Annotated in this window: 17 protein-coding genes; 14 read left to right on the top strand and 3 right to left on the bottom strand. The window is 69.7% G+C overall.

Annotation, left to right across the window (positions count from 1 at the left end; translation table 11 throughout):
* Positions 1–222: 222 nt before the first annotated feature.
* Genes OG289_RS20410 through mtrA form a run of 3 tightly spaced genes read right to left on the bottom strand, consistent with a single transcriptional unit; the run spans position 223 to position 4,883 of the window.
* Positions 223–2,058, bottom strand: a complete 1,836-nt coding sequence (locus OG289_RS20410; RefSeq protein WP_327315460.1) for an LpqB family beta-propeller domain-containing protein — start codon at positions 2,056–2,058, stop codon at positions 223–225.
* On the bottom strand, positions 2,048–4,192 hold the full coding sequence (mtrB, locus tag OG289_RS20415) for an MtrAB system histidine kinase MtrB (protein WP_327315461.1): 2,145 nt from the start codon (positions 4,190–4,192) through the stop codon (positions 2,048–2,050). Before mtrB ends, OG289_RS20410 begins: the two co-directional genes overlap by 11 nt.
* A 1-nt stretch (position 4,193) precedes the next feature.
* On the bottom strand, positions 4,194–4,883 hold the full coding sequence (gene mtrA, locus OG289_RS20420) for a two-component system response regulator MtrA (RefSeq protein WP_187283109.1): 690 nt from the start codon (positions 4,881–4,883) through the stop codon (positions 4,194–4,196).
* A gap of 744 nt (positions 4,884–5,627) precedes the next feature.
* Between mtrA and OG289_RS20425 the strand changes: the two genes are divergently transcribed.
* From OG289_RS20425 to OG289_RS20490, 14 genes are all read left to right on the top strand, one after another.
* A complete protein-coding gene (locus OG289_RS20425) occupies positions 5,628–6,479 on the top strand; it encodes a helix-turn-helix domain-containing protein (RefSeq protein WP_327315463.1) in 852 nt (283 codons plus the stop codon).
* Positions 6,480–6,575: 96 nt separating this feature from the next.
* Positions 6,576–6,977 carry an ATP-binding protein gene (locus tag OG289_RS20430; RefSeq protein ID WP_327315464.1) on the top strand — a complete coding sequence of 134 codons (402 nt, stop codon included), beginning with the start codon at positions 6,576–6,578 and terminating at the stop codon, positions 6,975–6,977.
* Positions 6,978–7,152: 175 nt separating this feature from the next.
* Positions 7,153–8,004 (top strand): sigma-70 family RNA polymerase sigma factor, encoded by an 852-nt coding sequence (locus OG289_RS20435; RefSeq protein WP_327315465.1) that lies wholly within the window; start codon positions 7,153–7,155, stop codon positions 8,002–8,004.
* The gene (locus OG289_RS20440; protein WP_327315466.1) at positions 8,001–8,822 is read left to right on the top strand and encodes an integrase; all 822 of its coding nucleotides are present in this window, start codon (positions 8,001–8,003) and stop codon (positions 8,820–8,822) included. The genes OG289_RS20435 and OG289_RS20440 overlap by 4 nt, the downstream gene beginning before the upstream one ends.
* Positions 8,823–9,003: 181 nt before the next feature.
* Complete coding sequence (locus tag OG289_RS20445; protein WP_327315467.1) at positions 9,004–9,351, top strand: SCO3933 family regulatory protein; 348 nt, start codon at positions 9,004–9,006, stop codon at positions 9,349–9,351.
* 5 nt (positions 9,352–9,356) lie between these two features.
* Positions 9,357–10,727: an FtsK/SpoIIIE domain-containing protein gene (locus OG289_RS20450; RefSeq protein WP_327315468.1), complete on the top strand. Its 1,371-nt coding sequence runs from the start codon at positions 9,357–9,359 to the stop codon at positions 10,725–10,727.
* An 87-nt stretch (positions 10,728–10,814) separates the two neighbouring features.
* Positions 10,815–11,501, top strand: coding sequence for a DUF2637 domain-containing protein (locus OG289_RS20455; RefSeq protein ID WP_327315469.1), 687 nt, complete (start codon positions 10,815–10,817; stop codon positions 11,499–11,501).
* A gap of 15 nt (positions 11,502–11,516) precedes the next feature.
* Positions 11,517–11,702, top strand: a complete 186-nt coding sequence (locus tag OG289_RS20460; RefSeq protein WP_327315470.1) for a hypothetical protein — start codon at positions 11,517–11,519, stop codon at positions 11,700–11,702.
* Positions 11,699–11,881, top strand: coding sequence for a mobile element transfer protein (locus tag OG289_RS20465; protein ID WP_327315471.1), 183 nt, complete (start codon positions 11,699–11,701; stop codon positions 11,879–11,881). Before OG289_RS20460 ends, OG289_RS20465 begins: the two co-directional genes overlap by 4 nt.
* 15 nt (positions 11,882–11,896) lie before the next feature.
* Positions 11,897–12,052 (top strand): hypothetical protein, encoded by a 156-nt coding sequence (locus tag OG289_RS20470; protein WP_327315472.1) that lies wholly within the window; start codon positions 11,897–11,899, stop codon positions 12,050–12,052.
* 20 nt (positions 12,053–12,072) lie between these two features.
* Positions 12,073–12,375 (top strand): SpdD protein, encoded by a 303-nt coding sequence (locus OG289_RS20475; protein ID WP_327315473.1) that lies wholly within the window; start codon positions 12,073–12,075, stop codon positions 12,373–12,375.
* Positions 12,372–13,763 carry a replication initiator protein RepSA gene (repSA, locus tag OG289_RS20480; RefSeq protein WP_327315474.1) on the top strand — a complete coding sequence of 464 codons (1,392 nt, stop codon included), beginning with the start codon at positions 12,372–12,374 and terminating at the stop codon, positions 13,761–13,763. Before OG289_RS20475 ends, repSA begins: the two co-directional genes overlap by 4 nt.
* A complete protein-coding gene (locus OG289_RS20485) occupies positions 13,760–13,948 on the top strand; it encodes a helix-turn-helix transcriptional regulator (RefSeq protein ID WP_327315475.1) in 189 nt (62 codons plus the stop codon). Before repSA ends, OG289_RS20485 begins: the two co-directional genes overlap by 4 nt.
* Positions 13,949–14,022: 74 nt before the next feature.
* The gene (locus tag OG289_RS20490) at positions 14,023–15,156 is read left to right on the top strand and encodes a tyrosine-type recombinase/integrase (protein ID WP_327315476.1); all 1,134 of its coding nucleotides are present in this window, start codon (positions 14,023–14,025) and stop codon (positions 15,154–15,156) included.
* The last annotated feature ends 50 nt before the right edge of the window (positions 15,157–15,206 follow it).

The following is a 15,206-nucleotide window of genomic DNA, read 5'->3' on the forward strand; positions in this document are numbered from 1 at the left end:
GCCGGAGCGGCTCGCCACCCCTGTGGAAAACCCTGGGCGAGAGCCTGTGGAAAACTCCCGGGAAGGCAGACCTGGGACGATCACACCGACTGATCGCACCGACCGATCGTGGCGACGGATCACACCGACCGATCACACCGCCGGACCGCACCGGCCAAAGAGCAGGCGAAAAGCAGACCGCTCCGGGGGACTTAACCGGGCTTCACCCCCGGAGGAAAAAGATCACCCCGGGTAAAACGCGACGGAAGCGGTTTCCTTCAGTGTCCGCCACCCACTCCCGCCGGGCAGCCACAGCAGGCCGTCCTTGGAGGTCGCGAACAGCGGGGTGTCGCTGTCCTCGGAGGCGGCGATGCTGGTGACCTCCGTGAGGCCGGGAAGCGTTCCCGCCTCGGGGATCGAGCCGTCGCACTGCACGTACTGCACCTGCTCCACGCCGCCGGCCTCGCGCCCGACCACCACGAGCCGACTGTCCCCGGCCCACGACATGGCCCTGACCCCTTCCAACTCCGGTGTCGCCGAGCGTAGTTCCTGGACCGACACGGACGGCTGCCCGCCGTTGCCCGCGCTCCGCTCGATCCGCCCGATGAGCAGGGACTGCTTGCCGCCCTTGTCGACGACGAGCGCGATCCGAACCCCGTCGGCGGCCACGCGCACGGCGTTGATACGGCCGTCCAGACCCGGGGTGAGCACCTCCAGCGGCTGTCCGCCGCCCTTCGCCAGCAGGAGCAGCCGGGGGGCGACGGGATTGCGGTCGGCCACCCACAGGTCGCCCTGGGCGTCCCAGCTGGGCGTGGTGAGCCGGTCGGTCTCCGTCTTGCCCTTGCTCTGCAGTACGGGGTCGCCGATGGAGCTGCCGGAGACGGTGGAGGTGACGTAGAGCGTCTTGCCGTCGAGGGCGACTCCGGCGGCGCTGTGTTCGTCGCGTGCCACGGCGACCGAGCGCAGTGCCTTGGTGCCGTCGCCGAGCGCTCCGGGCACCGGATCGGCCCTGGTGTTGCCACTGCCGCTCGTCATGCGCACGAGGCGGTGCTGGCCGTCGATGAAGTACAGGTAGCCGGGGTTGCTCTCCGAGCCGCGTGCGGCGACGGCGGCGGCCCGGTCCCCGGTGAGGGAGCACAGTTGGGTGCCGCCCGCGCGCAGCGCGATCTCGTCGATGGTGGGGGTGAGGCTCTGCAGGGAGAACAGCAGCTGGGCCGCCATCTCGTCGCACTTGCCCCGTCCGATGTGGGCCGCCTTGTCGTTCAGCGGCACGGTGAGCTTGTTCTGGTCGTCCGGCGTCAGCGAGGTGACGCCCTTGGGCAGCGCGGTTCCCGTGGGGAAGCTGGATCTGACGACGTGACGCAGCCAGCTGGTGGGTCCCGTGAGCACGGAGCGCACCATCTGCGTCATGGGGTCGACGCGTTCGCGTACGTAGACGGGGTCGGCGACGGCCATGGGCTGCCCGGAGCCGTCGGCCGTGGTGTTGGAGGCGAAGTAGTACTTGTTGACGGACACGTAGTTGCGCTGGAAGTCGGACTTGCCCATGACGACGCCCGGGGGGAGCGCGTCGATGCGCCACTGTCCGCTCTTCTTGTCGCGGGTGAGGTGGACCGTCTGGCCGTAGTTGCCCGAGGCGGGCGTGTAGGACTGCTGCGCGTCGACGGTGGCGACCCTGGTGCCGGTCAGGACGTACGAGAAGTCGTCGCCGTCCTCCCTGCTTCCGGCGGGCCCGGCCTCGGTCGCCGGTCCGTCCGCCAGGACGGTCGTGGACCGTTCGGGCTCCCACTTCTGGGCGGCCTTGTCGGTCAGGTACTGCCGTGCCGTCGAGTAGCTCGGGTCGTCGCTGGTGAGCGCCTCGAGGAAGCCCTGGACGATCTCGGAGGGCGGCGCGTCGTCCCGGGGCGGCATCGCGAACACTCGTACCTGGGTGTCCTGGCGCGGGGTGGATTCGACGCCGCGCAGATCCCCGCTGTCGGGCATCGAGGCGCATCCCGCCAGCAGTACGGCGCCACAGGCGACGTACGCCAGCGTGCGCCCCGGCGTGCGCCTGGTTCCCCCCTCGCGCCGTTCAGCGCCCACGAGATGCCTCCCCTTGCTCGTCCGAGCCCTCCGTCCCGGCTCCCCGCCGGTCCGGAGTCCCCCTCGGTGCCGTGTCCTGCGTGTCACCCGTGCGGGCGGTTTCGGTCCGCTCCGGGCCCTCGCCGCGTACCGCGCCCGTCGCGGGCGGCTCTTCCGGTCGTCGTGCCCCGCCCGTGCCCGAGGCAGTCCGGGGCACCACGCGCGCGCCGTTGCCGGGCAGGGCCGTCGGGTCGGCTGTGGGGGCCACGGTGGCCATGCGGGGCGTGAGCGAGGTCCGTGCGGCCGACAGTTGCTCACTGGCGGGCTGTACCGGCACGGTGGCGCTCTTCTCGCCTCCGCCGCGCGGCTGGCCGGCGTCGCCAAGTTCTCCCCGGTTGCGGCGGGAGTCCTTGGGTTCCAGCGGTATCGGTGAGCCCCGCAGCGGCTCGTCGGCGGTCCTGGGCAGCGTCAGCCGGAACTGGGAGCCGCCGCCGGGCTCTCCCCAGGCCTGCAGCCAGCCGCCGTGCAGTCGCGCGTCCTCCAGGGCGATGGACAGTCCCAGGCCGGTGCCGCCGGTGGTACGCGCGCGTGCCGGGTCGGCGCGCCAGAACCGGCTGAAGACGCGGGTGGCCTCGCCGGGCTTGAGCCCGACGCCGTAGTCGCGCACGGCGATGGCGACGGCCCCGCCCGCGGCGGCCAGTTTGACGATGACGTCGTTGCCCTCGCCGTGTTCCACGGCGTTGACGACCAGGTTGCGCAGCACCCGCTCGACGCGCCGGGCGTCGGCCTCGGCGACGACGGGCTGCTGGTCGCCGATGACGCGGACGGTCGTCCCCTTGCGTTCGGCGAGCGGCGCGGCCCCGCTGACTACGCGCCGCACGACCTCCCTGAGGTCGATCGGCTCGGCCTCCAGGGCGGCGGCTCCGGCGTCGAAGCGGCTGATCTCCAGCAGGTCGGCGAGGAGCGTCTCGAACCGGTCGAGTTGGTCGGCGAGCAGTTCTGCGGACCGCGCGGTGATGGGATCGAAGTCGACGCGGGCGTCGTGGATGACGTCGGCGGCCATACGGACGGTCGTCAGCGGCGTCCGCAACTCGTGCGAGACGTCGGACACGAACCGCCGCTGCATCCGTGACAGGTCCTCCAGTTGCTGGATCTTCAGCTGGAGGTTCTGGGCCATCTTGTTGAAGGCCTCGCCCAGGCGTGCGATGTCGTCCTCGCCGGTGACCTTCATCCGCTCCTGCAGCCGTCCGGCGGACAGCCGCTCGGCGATCCCGGCGGCCATCCGCACGGGCGTGACGACCTGCCGCACCACGAGCCAGGCGATGGCACCGAGGAGGACGACGACGAAGAGTCCGGCGGTCGCCAGCGTGCCCTTGACCAGGCTCAGCGACTTCTCCTCCTGTGTGAGCGGGAAGAGGTAGTACAGCTCGTACGCGTCGCCGTTGGGGTCGTTGACCTGCTTGCCGATGACCAGGGCCGGCTGGGACTCCTTGTGGTTGCTGTAGCGGATGCGGGAGTAACTCTGGACCGCTCCGGTGCTGGTGTTGACTCGTACGCGCAGGTTCTCCGGGACGCTCTTGTTGGGGTCGACAAAGCCGGATGCGCGCGGTCCACGTCCGGCTGCGCTGTCGTCGCCGGGAGGCAGGGTGACCACGTCGAAGGCACCCTGGCCGCCGCTGGACAGCGACGACACGAGCTCGCTCATCCATTCGATGACGTTCTGCGAGGCGCGGTCCGTCGCCGGGGTCCCGTCGTCGGCGACCGCGCTGGCGGCCTCGTCGGCCTTCTGCTTGGCCACGGCGAATCCGCCGGTGGCCTGGCTCTGGGACGCCTTGACCTTGGCGTCCAGCAGGCCGTTGCGCACCTGCCCGATGACGACGAAGCCCAGCAGCAGGACGACGCCCAGCGACATCAGCAGCGTCGTGACGACGACCTTGAGCTGGATGTTGCGCCGCCACAGCCGCATGACGGGCAGCAGCGGCCGGCGCACCCAGCGCAGCAGCAGCCTCAGGACGGGGCTGCCCTGCACCCCGCCTTGGAGGAGCCCGCCTTCGAGGAGGCGTGCGAAGCGTGAACCCGGTGTCTTACGGCCGACAGGCCGCTCCGGACGGGCCCCGGACCGGCCGGGGGCCGAAGCGGCACTGTCCCCGGACATGTCAGCTGGGTCCTGCCTTGTATCCGACGCCACGGACGGTCACCACGATCTCGGGCCGCTCGGGGTCCTTCTCGACCTTGGAGCGCAGCCGCTGGACGTGCACATTGACCAGGCGGGTGTCGGCGGCGTGCCGGTAGCCCCACACCTGCTCAAGGAGTACCTCGCGGGTGAACACCTGCCAGGGCTTGCGCGCGAGCGCGACCAGCAGGTCGAACTCCAGCGGCGTCAGCGCGATCGACTGCCCGTCCCGCTTCACGGAGTGACCGGCAACGTCGATGACGAGGTCGCCTATGGCGAGCTGCTCGGGCGCCGGCTCCTCCGACCTCCGCAGCCGGGCCCGGATCCGGGCGACCAGCTCCTTCGGCTTGAACGGCTTCACGATGTAGTCGTCGGCGCCGGACTCCAGTCCGACGACCACGTCGACGGTGTCGCTCTTCGCCGTGAGCATCACGATCGGCACCCCGGACTCCGCCCTGATCAGGCGGCACACCTCGATGCCGTCCCGGCCGGGCAGCATCAGGTCCAGCAGCACCAGGTCGGGCTTCGCCTCACGGAAAGCAGCCAGCGCCTTGTCGCCGTCAGCTACGAAAGACGGCTCAAAACCTTCACCACGCAGCACAATGCCGAGCATCTCGGCCAGTGCGGTGTCGTCGTCGACGACAAGGACTCGTCCCTTCATAAACGACATCATCCCATTCTCATAACGGCGAAGGTGGCGCAGGTGAGAAGGCTCACCGGCCTGTGACGATAGTCGTAGGAGACCGTCACTGTCTGCCTGGGTCCGCTGGCGTTGATGTCAGGACTGATGTCAGCCCCGGGCGTGGTCGGTGCTCGTACGCCAGCCGACGACAGCCAGCCACGACGGCGGGTGCGCCAACGGATCACGCACGCGTGTGCCTCGCTGCACCCCCACCGGCCTCAGCCACGCTGCGGTGACGTCCGTCAGGGCATGCGGCGACGACGACTCGCACGGGACGCCTGGCAAGTGGAGCATGAGCAGGGGCACTCACCACAGGGTGCTGCTCACTAAGGTCGGTGGAGCGGCTTTGGGCGGGAGCTGCCATGGGGCGAGTGATCATGGCCCCGTAAGCTTCCGGCGAGTCGGGCAGTCTGTGGACCTGCCCGTTAAAGCACGACGTTGGGGCCATGATCTTCGAGGCTCGCCCCATGGTGGCTGCCTAAAGCCGTGGAGCCGACCGCCCCAGCCATAGAGGGTGTCTCCCACGTCATGCCCGCAGCTCGCTAGCGCGCCGCCGGGCGCGGCCAGCCGGGGCGCAGACAGGAGGCAGGCCGCGCCGCAGAGGCGGCGCGCGCCCGCGCCGTGCGCGGGCCTTGATGAGGTAGAGAAACCTGTAACAGGTGATCCCCTGGTGGCTGATGATCATCAGCGGTCATCGGCCCGGCTCCTGCTACCCCGTGGTGTAGAACCCTGCATATGGGGAGTGAACGGCAGCAGCGGATGAAGGCGCTCGGGGCACGTCTTCGGGGACTTCGTGCGGAAGCTGGCCTGACAGGTGCCGTATTGGCGCAACGTGCTGGCGTGGGTCAACCGACCGTGTCCAAGGTGGAGAACGGGCGGATGGTCCCCAGCGTCGACGTCCTGGGCCGGTTGTCGCGCGCTCTCGACCTCGACGAGTCGACCAGTCGTGAGGTCCTTGAACTCCTGGTCGCCGTGGAAGCTGCGCCGGATACTGTCGAAGCATCCGACGACGACGCACCTGCCGGGGCGACCCTCGACGAAGCGGTGCGGTCGGCTCGGTTGATCCGTTCGTTCCAATGCGTCGTCCTGCCGGCCATGCTCCAGAGCGCGGAGTACGCCCGCCACGTCTTCGAGAGCGCGCCGAACTCGACCCCTGAGGCCGTCGGTCGTGCTGTCGCTGCCCGGGTGGAGCGTCAGAGCTTGTTGTACGAGCCGGGGCGGGAATCGGTGTTCGTGCTGACAGAGGCTGTGTTGCGGACCTGGCCGGGGAACCCCGCGCTGATGCTCGCCCAGTTCGACCGGCTGCTTGCCGTCGACAGTCTGAGCACGGTCCGTCTCGGAGTCATCCCGTGGCGTCGGGCCGTACCGGTCATGCCTCGTCACGGGTTCACCTTGTGTGACCGACGAGAGGTCGTCGTCGAGACCTTCCGTGGTGAGCGGGTCCTGGACGACTCCGCCGAGGTCGCCTCATACGAGGAGACGTTCGCTCGCTTTGAAGAGGCCGCGATCTTTGGGATCGAGGCCCGGGAGATGCTGCTCAGCGTGATGCAGGAGTTCCGGGAGTTGGAGGACTCCACCACTCGTTAGAGGAATAATTCCTCAAGATGCCTGGCTCGTGCGTCACGCATAGGAATACTCTGCTCACTGTGCCGTCTAGCCCCCTAGACAAAGAGGAGGGTTCCTATGCCCAAAAATTGGTGCCGCGTGTTTCCTGGCCTGGCCTGGCAGGTGGCGGAGGCCCGTCACTTCGTCCGCGCCCTGCTTGAGGACGAGGACTCGGACCTCGTCGAGGATGCAGTTCTGGTCGTCAGCGAGCTGGCGGCCAATGCCGTCCGGCACACGCGGAGCGGCTGGTATCGCGGCTGGTTCCTCGTGGTCGTCGGTTTCAATGAGGACCTGGTGCGCATTCAGGTGATCGACCAGGGCGGCGACGAAGAGCCCATGGTCCGCAGTGTGACCAGTCCGGTGGAAGAGGGCGGCCGCGGGCTGATGCTGATCGCGGCCTGCGCCAAGGACTGGGGAGTGAAGGACCGACCCGCCGGTGGGCGTTGCGTCTGGGCCGAGCTGCCACGGGTGGGCGCGTGATGGCGTCCCGCTCGCCGGTGACCTGTGGCCGCCTCGTAGGCAGTGGAGGGTGAGCCCCCGGGGTGTGCCTCGTCGTAGGGCCGGGTTCTACGTGATCGGCGTTCGTTCCGGGCGGCGTCTCCCGCCCATACCGTCTAGGGCCCTAGACTCCTGGGTACTTCTAGGAGGTGTGGTCATGTCGGACGAGTTGCAGCGGATCACGGCGATCGATGATCCGTACCTGCTCCTGCGGGAGGTCACGACCCGGTTGGCCGACGCGCAGCAAGAGGTCACCGAGCTGGCCCGGCTCCGCCGCCGCGTGGTCCAGGACCTCCATGCGCAAGGGTTGTCTTACGCGCAGATCGCGACCAAAGCCGGACTGAGCCGGGGGCGAATCCACCAGATCCGCCACACCGGGCCGGCGCCGGAAGGGGCCTTCCTCGGACGCGGCAGGGTCACCGTCGCAACTCCGCTGCGGCGGGACGACGAGCGCGGTCGTACGGTCGTAGCCGTGGACGACGTCAGTTCCGGCAAGAGCCTGGAAGACCTCGCACGGTCCTACGGTCTCGACGTCACCTCGGAGCACGTACCGGTGAGCGGTGACATCGACCTCAACCGTGACGGCCTGGTGGTCGTCTGCGGCCCGCGCATGTCCCGGCAGATGTGGGACACCTACGCGCAGGATCCCGTACTGCACTGGGAGCGTGCCGAAGACGGACCCTGGACGGTCGTCGACCGCCGGACGGGCACCGCGTACCAGTCGGGACAGGACAGCGATCCCGCCCGCCCGTACGACGTCGGATACCTCGGCAGGCTGCCGCGCCCCGACGGCAACGGCACGCTCCTCGCCATCGCCGGTATCCACACCCAGGGCTCGCTCGGCGTCGTCCAGCTGCTCGCCTCCGACCTCAACACGCTCTGGGGACAGGTGGGCGACCATCGCTTCTCCACCCTGGTCGGCGTCGAGTACGACCCGGAGACCAGCGAACCGCAGTCCGTCGAACTGCTCACCCCCCTATACCGGCACGACGAGGAGACGTCGGCGTGAGGGTCACCCTCGCCTCTCTGCCCGCTGAGCCGGGCCGGGAGAACGAGGACTTCGCCGCCGCCGCTCCCGAAGCGGCCGTTCTCCTCGACGGTGCCGGAGTGGCCGGCGCGGAGACCGGGTGTATCCATGGCGTCGCCTGGTTCTCCGCGACGCTGGGCGGGCTGCTGCTGAGCACCATCACGGCGCATCCCACCCGGCCGCTCGCCGAGTGCCTCGCCGACTCGATCCGTGCCGTCCGGTCCCTGCACGCAGGCACCTGCGACCTGGCCTATCGGGCAAGTCCGACGAGTACGGTCGTCGCCGTCCGGGCCAACGCGGGAGCTCTGGAGTACCTCGTACTCGGGGACTCGTCCCTTCTCCTGGCCGAAGGGGACGGCAGTACGACCGTCGTAACTGATCGCCGCCTGGACGACGTCGGCAAGCGGCTGCGCGGGCCGGTCGACGCATTGCCTACCGGCTCACCTGAACATGCCGCCGCCCTGGCCGAGTACCGGGACACCTTGACCGCACTCCGCAACCGGCCGGGGGGCTTCTGGATCGCTGGGCCCGAACCACACGTGGCCCAACACGCCCTCACCGGGGCTACGCCGCTGGACTCGCTGGCGTCCGTGACGCTGCTGAGCGACGGCGCAACGCGACTCGTCGACCGCTTCCAACTCGCCACCTGGCAAGAGACGTTGAATGTGCTCGCCTCGTCCGGGCCCCGTGAGCTGCTCCGCCGCGTGCGGGAAGCTGAGGCCGGCGACCCTGAGGGACGGCGTTGGCCACGGGGCAAGTCGCAGGACGACGCAACTGCCCTGCACTGGGTACTGCCGTAGCGCGATCGCACGCGCCGAGACTCGCACGTATACCCCCCTAGACAGTTGACGGCCCGTCGGTCTATTGTTGCCGTCAACCCCCCTAGACAGTTCAGGCGGGTCGCTCCCCGCGTTGTCTAGGGGGGTATCCAGTTCGGTGCGGCGCTGGGCAAGGCGTCGCCGACCAAGTGAGGTTCACGAAATGCGTGTCATCCCCGTTGACTCCTCGGCCGCAACGCTGCTGGTCACCAAGCTGCCCGAGGTCAAGGTGAAGGACCGTCAGACCGGTGAGATCGCCCTGGACCCGGTGACGAACGAGCGGCTCATGGTCCTGGAGCTGGTGTTCATCGCGGCGGGCGGTTCGGACATGATCAAGGTCACCGTTCCCGAGAAGGGCATCGGTGAGGGCCTGGTCATGGGCGCTCCGGTCATCATGCCCGGCCTCGTGGCCCGGCCGTGGGAGAGCGAGTTCGGCGGGCGGATGCGTCACGGCATCGCCTACCGGGCGGACGCGGTCATGGTCAACGCCCCGGCTCCGGCGCAGGGCTGACGGCCATGACCGACAACATCGTCTGGGTGCTGACGCTGTGCCTGCTGGCCCTGGCCGCGCTGCTGGTCCTGCGCCGTCGTCTGCCGGTCGCGTTCTGGTGGCTCGTGGGCTATCCGTTCGTCGCTCTGCGCGTGCTCACCACGTACCGGGCGACGATGGACGCCTGTGGCCTGACGGTCCCGGCTTCGGCCGTCCGTCGGGCCACGGCCCGGGTGATCGGGCGGGAGGCGGCACCCGTACCGCCTCGCCGAACGCTGCCGCTGCCGACCGGGTCCGGTCTGGTGATGCGGCTGCGCATGGCGACCGGGCAGGCTCCCGAAGACTTCACCGCATCCGCTGACCGGCTGCGGCACGCCTGGGCCGCGCATGCCGTGCACATCCGCCCGACCAAGCCGGGATGGCTCGAACTGCGGCTGATCGGCTGGGACGTGCTCTCCGACGTGCGGCCCTCCCGGCGGGTGCAGCGAGGCGGACCGCTCACCCTCCCCATGGCGCTCCGTGATGACGGGCGATGGCACGTACGGGACTTCCGCGCCGTGCCGCATGAACTCATCCTCGGCGCAACGCAGTCCGGCAAGTCCGTGTACCTGCGCAACCTTCTGTGCGGCCTGGCCCGGCAACGGGTCGTCCTCGTCGGGATCGACTGCAAATGGGGCGTCGAACTCGCCCCGTTCGCGCCCCGGTTGTCGGCACTCGCTGACACCTCCGACCGTGCCAACGAGCTCCTTGACGCCCTGTTGGAAGAGATGGAGGCACGGTTCCGTCTGATCGGTCTTCGGTCCGGGCTGGGTGCGGATGCCGTGCTCACCTCGGACGTGTGGGGGCTGCCGGACGAGGTGCGGCCGGTGCCGGTCGTGGTCGTCGTCGACGAGGTCGCGGAACTCTTCCTCGCCGCAAGCCGGGACGACGAGAAGCGACGCGACGCCATGGTCACCAAGCTCATCCGCATTGCCCAGCTCGGCCGCGCGGCCGGCATCTACCTCGAAGTGTGCGGCCAGCGCTTCGGCTCCGAACTCGGCAAGGGTGCCACCATGCTCCGCGCCCAGCTCACCGGCCGCATCTGCCACCGCGTCAACGACGAGTCGTCGGCGAACATGGCGCTGGCAGACATCTCCCCTGAAGCGGCGCTCGCGGCCACCTCCATCCCGGCCGAACGGCCCGGCGTCGCCATCGTCGGCGACTCCTCCGGCGGCTGGTCCCGCGCCCGCTCACCCCACCTCACCCTCGACGAAGCGGCGGCCGTCTGCCGCGCAAACTCCGCCCTGGTGCCAGAGCTGCCCCGCCTCAACGCCTTCCGGCCCGCTGTCGCCGTCGAGTCTGCTGGGTCGGCTTCTCCCGCTGCTGCCGCGCCGACCGCTCGCCCGGTGACCGAGTAGCCGCACCCCTTTCCCCACGGTCGGCGTGACCGCCTCGCGCCGAGTCCCTACCCCTCCCATGCCTCAAGCAGGAAGGAAGTCGAGCCGATGCGTGCCCAGTTGGCCCGTGTGGACGCCGTGATCGTCCAGGCCGTCATCGCGGGTGCCCTGTCCTTCTCGCACCTTCACGACCTGGCCGACGCTGCTGGACAGGGCGGGTGGAAGGCGTGGGCCTATCCCGTCAGTGTCGATCTGCTGTTGGTCGCCGCGTGGCGTCGGATGCGCGAACAGCAGCGGACCGGACAGCCCGCCGGGGGACCTCGGCTGTGGTTCCTGGTCGCCCTTGCTGCCTCCCTCGGCGCGAACGTCGCGACCGCTGGACTCCTCGACCTGGACGACGTTCCCGCGTCGCTCCGCGTCGTGGTGGCCGGCTGGCCCGCCGTCGCCTTCTTCGGCGGAACGCTTCTCGCGCACTCGACCCGCACCCCGGCAGCCTCGGTGAGACCCGCCCCAGAGACGCCCTCGGTCGCCGTCGACGAAGCCCACAGTGACGCGCTCCCGGTGCCCTCCGCCGACCCGGAACCGGCTCCGGAGTCCGCCGCCGAACCGATCACCGCCCCCGCCCTGGCGCCCGCCGCTCCCGCTGTCTCCCTGCCGCCCGCACTCGTCGACCGCGTCCGGGTCCTGGCCGAGGAACACCACGCCACCACCGGCCGCCCTGCCGACCCCGACGCCGTCCGGGCCCGGCTTGGCCTGCCCCCGTCCATGACGCCCTCCGTCGCCGCCCACCTCTGAAAGGAGACGTACGCGATGCGTCCCGCCATCCGTTCCGCCCTGGAGTACGCCGCAGAGCTGACCCGCCGCAATCGGCTCGTCGAAGCCGTCGCCGTCGCACAAGCCGCGTTCTACCAGGCCACCGCCGACGAATTCCCCGAGATCAGGCAGTGGCTCACCGACCACGCCCACGACTTCACCGGAGAGGACACCCCGCGATGACCAGCCCCAGGTTCCGCAACGTCCGCCGCATCGGCCCCGTCCAGGTCGCCTCCTTCCTCGCCCGTGGCCGTAACCGCCACCTCGCCGCCTGCACGGCTCCTCGCTGCGACTTCTCCACCGAGTACGACAGCCGCGCCGCCGCCGAACTCGCCGCCCGCACCCACCGCTGCAAGGCCTGACAGGAGGTCACCGCCATGGACGTCCCGCTCTGGTTCGCCGTGCTCGTCGTCGCCGTGCTCGGCATTCAGCTCGCCCGCCCGCCGTGGTGGCTGGTCGCCCTGCTCCTCCTGGGCGGCTACCTCGTCGCCCAAAGCGTCCTCGCCCCAGCCGTCGCCACGCTCCTCGACTGACCGCAGAAGGGATCGCCCTCGTGTTCACCCCGAAGTACCCGCCCCAGGACACCGCCCCCTTCCCGACCACCCCGGCCCCGACGGCCTACAACCCGGCGGCATACGTTCCGGCCCCGGTCCCGGTGGCCCCGGCGTCGAACCGGCCGACCGTCCAGCTCACGCCCGGCACCGCGCTCGCCCTCGTCGGCGGCGGCACCGCCGTGGTCCTGGTCGTCGGCGCGGTCCTCGTCTCCCTGCTGCTTGCGGTCGCCATCACCGCCGCCTCGGTGGCCGTGTGCGCGGTCGTCATCCGCTCCATCCTTCTGAAGGGGAACAAGGCGTGACCGACTCCGCCACCATGGCGGGCCTGGATCCGGCCGCCCTCGCCGACGTGCTGAGGCTGGCCGGGTCCCCCGGCTTCGACCGCGTCCAAGACCAGATCCGCCGGACCGGCGGCTGCTCCGACCCGATCCACCTCCAGGGCACCACCGTCACGCGGGACAAGGCCACCGGAGAGGTACTGCACTCCTACAGCACCGACACCGAGCCCGGCGGCCGACTCCGCGTCGCCTGCGGCAACCGCCGTGCTTCCCGCTGCCCCTCCTGCGCCTGGACCTACGCGGGCGACACGTACCACCTCATCCGCGCCGGACTCGTCGGCGACCCCGCCAAAGGCACCCCTCACACGATCCGGGATCACCCTCGGGTCTTCGCCACCCTGACCGCCCCCTCCTTCGGCCCCGTCCACAACCGCCCCGGTAACCGCCCCTGCCGCTGCGGCAAGCACCATCCCGAAGACGCGCCCGAACTCGGCACCGCCGTCGACCCGTCCTCGTACGACTACGCGGGCGCGGTGCTGTGGAACAACCACGCTTCCGGCCTGTGGCGCTACTTCACGATCTACCTCCGCCGCGAGATCGCCCGCCGCGCCGGCCTCACCCAGAAAGCGGCCCATGAGGCGTCCCGCATCTCGTTCGGCAAGGTCGCCGAGTACCAGAAACGCGGTGCCGTCCACTTTCACGCCGTCATCCGCTTCGACGGACCCGACGGACCGGACTCCCCGCCCCCGGCCTGGGCCACCCTCGACCTGCTCACCGAAGCGATCCGCGCCGCCGCTTCCCGCGTCGCCGTCGACGTCGCCTCGGCCGGTGACCAGCCCGCCCGAACCCTGCGCTGGGGCATCCAACTCGACGTCCAGCCCATCGGTGCCTTCGGCAACGGCGAGGAGATCACCGAACAGGCAGTGGCCTCCTACGTCGCCAAGTACGCCACCAAGGCGGCCGAGACCACCGGCACGGTAGACCGACCCATCGGCAACAAAGAGGCCCTGGTCCTGCTCGACGTCGCCGACCACCCCCGCCGACTCATCGAAGCCTGCCTCGACCTCCACCCCCTCTACCCGGACCGCAAGCTCCGCGACTGGGCCCACATGCTCGGCTTCCGCGGCCACTTCTCCACCAAGTCCCGCCGCTACTCCACCACCCTCGGCGCCCTCCGCAAGGTCCGCGCCGACTACCGCGCTGCCCAGCAACGCCAGTCCCTCGGCCTGCCCGATCCCACCGCCCCGGAGGCAACCACCCTGACCCTCGCCCACTGGTCCTACGCCGGTCACGGCCACACCCCCGGCGAATCCTGGCTCGCCGACAGCATCCGCCGCGACATCCAACTCAACCGCGAGACCGCTCGGGAAGAACGGCACGCCCAACCCGACCTGGAAGGAGCCGCAGCATGACCACCGCCGCCCCCGAACTGCTCACCGTGCCTGAGGTCATGGGTCGGCTGAAGCTCGGGCGTTCCAAGGTGTACGACCTGATCCGCTCCAAGCGAATTGCCTCGATCACCGAGGGCCGGTGCCGTCGGATCCCCGCGAGCGCGCTTCAGGACTACATCCACGCCCGGCTTGAGGAGGCTGCCTGATGCCTCCACGCAAGCGGAATCCCAACGGTTCGGGCACAGTCACAAGGCGGGCTGACGGCCGGTACCAGGCGGCCGTGTACGTCCCGCAGCCAGACGGGACCATGAAACGGAAGTACGCCTACGGCCCGACATTCGACGAGTGCGACCGCAAGCGTCGTGAGCTGATCGACCGCACCAACGGAGGCATCCCCACTCCGACCCGCGACATGACCTTGGGTCAGTGGTTCGACTACTGGCTTGAGGTCGTGGTGAAGCCGAATCTCGCGCCGAACAGTTACCGGTCATATGAATCGGCGGTGCGCCACCATCTCCGCCCGCGTCTGGGCTCCAAGGTCATGCTGAAGCTCGGCGTCAAAGAGCTGCGAGGGGTCGTGCAGGTCCTCGCCCAGGACGAAGGAGCCAAGACCGCCAAACGGGCGCTGCGGGTCCTCTCAGCGGCGCTCACGGCCGCCATGGTCGAAGACATCGGTCTCACCCGGAACGTGACCAAGCTCGTGCACGTGCGGGCGACCACGGACAGCGGCAAGAGCTGGGACGCCGTGACGGTGCTCCGCTTCCTGGCTGCCGCTCGACGTCTCACCCCCTACTACCCGACGTTCCTCCTGCTCTGCCTCCTCGGCCTGCGCCGGGCTGAGGTGTGCGGGCTGCGCTGGGAGAACATCGACCTCGACAACCGGATCATCTGGGTGGAGCAGCAGCGGCAGCGCGCCAGCGCGGGAACGATCGACGCGGAACTCAAGACCGAGACATCCAAGGCTCCGTTGCCCTTGCCCGCCCAATGCATCGCTCCCCTTCGCTGGATGCGGATGCGTACGGCCATGCTGCGCGAGGACGCGATCAACAAAGGGCGCCCCTGGTTCGAGGATCCGGAGAGCCACGTGTTCGTGACCCGGACTGGCCGGCCGCTCACGCCGGATCAGCTCTACCTGGTGTTGCAACGGATCATCAGGGTGGAGGGCCTCGGCAAGATGAACCCCAAGGGGCTTCGAAAGTCCTGCGGCACGCTGCTCGTCCACCTGCGGGTGCACCCGAGGATCGTCAAGACGATCCTGCGGCACAGCCGGATTTCGACGACCATGGACATCTACGCTGAGGCACTGGACCCGGACGTGATCGAAGCCGTGGGGCAGCTTGACCGGCTGCTGCGGCAACCGGCCCGTATCCGGGAGCTGGAAGCCGCTCGATCGGACCTGGAAACCGCCGCTTGATGTAGGCCACTGATGTCACGGCCCCCCTCCTCGCGCATCGTCGCAGGTAG

The sequence above is a fragment of the Streptomyces sp. NBC_01235 genome (assembly GCF_035989285.1).
Taxonomy (GTDB): domain Bacteria; phylum Actinomycetota; class Actinomycetes; order Streptomycetales; family Streptomycetaceae; genus Streptomyces.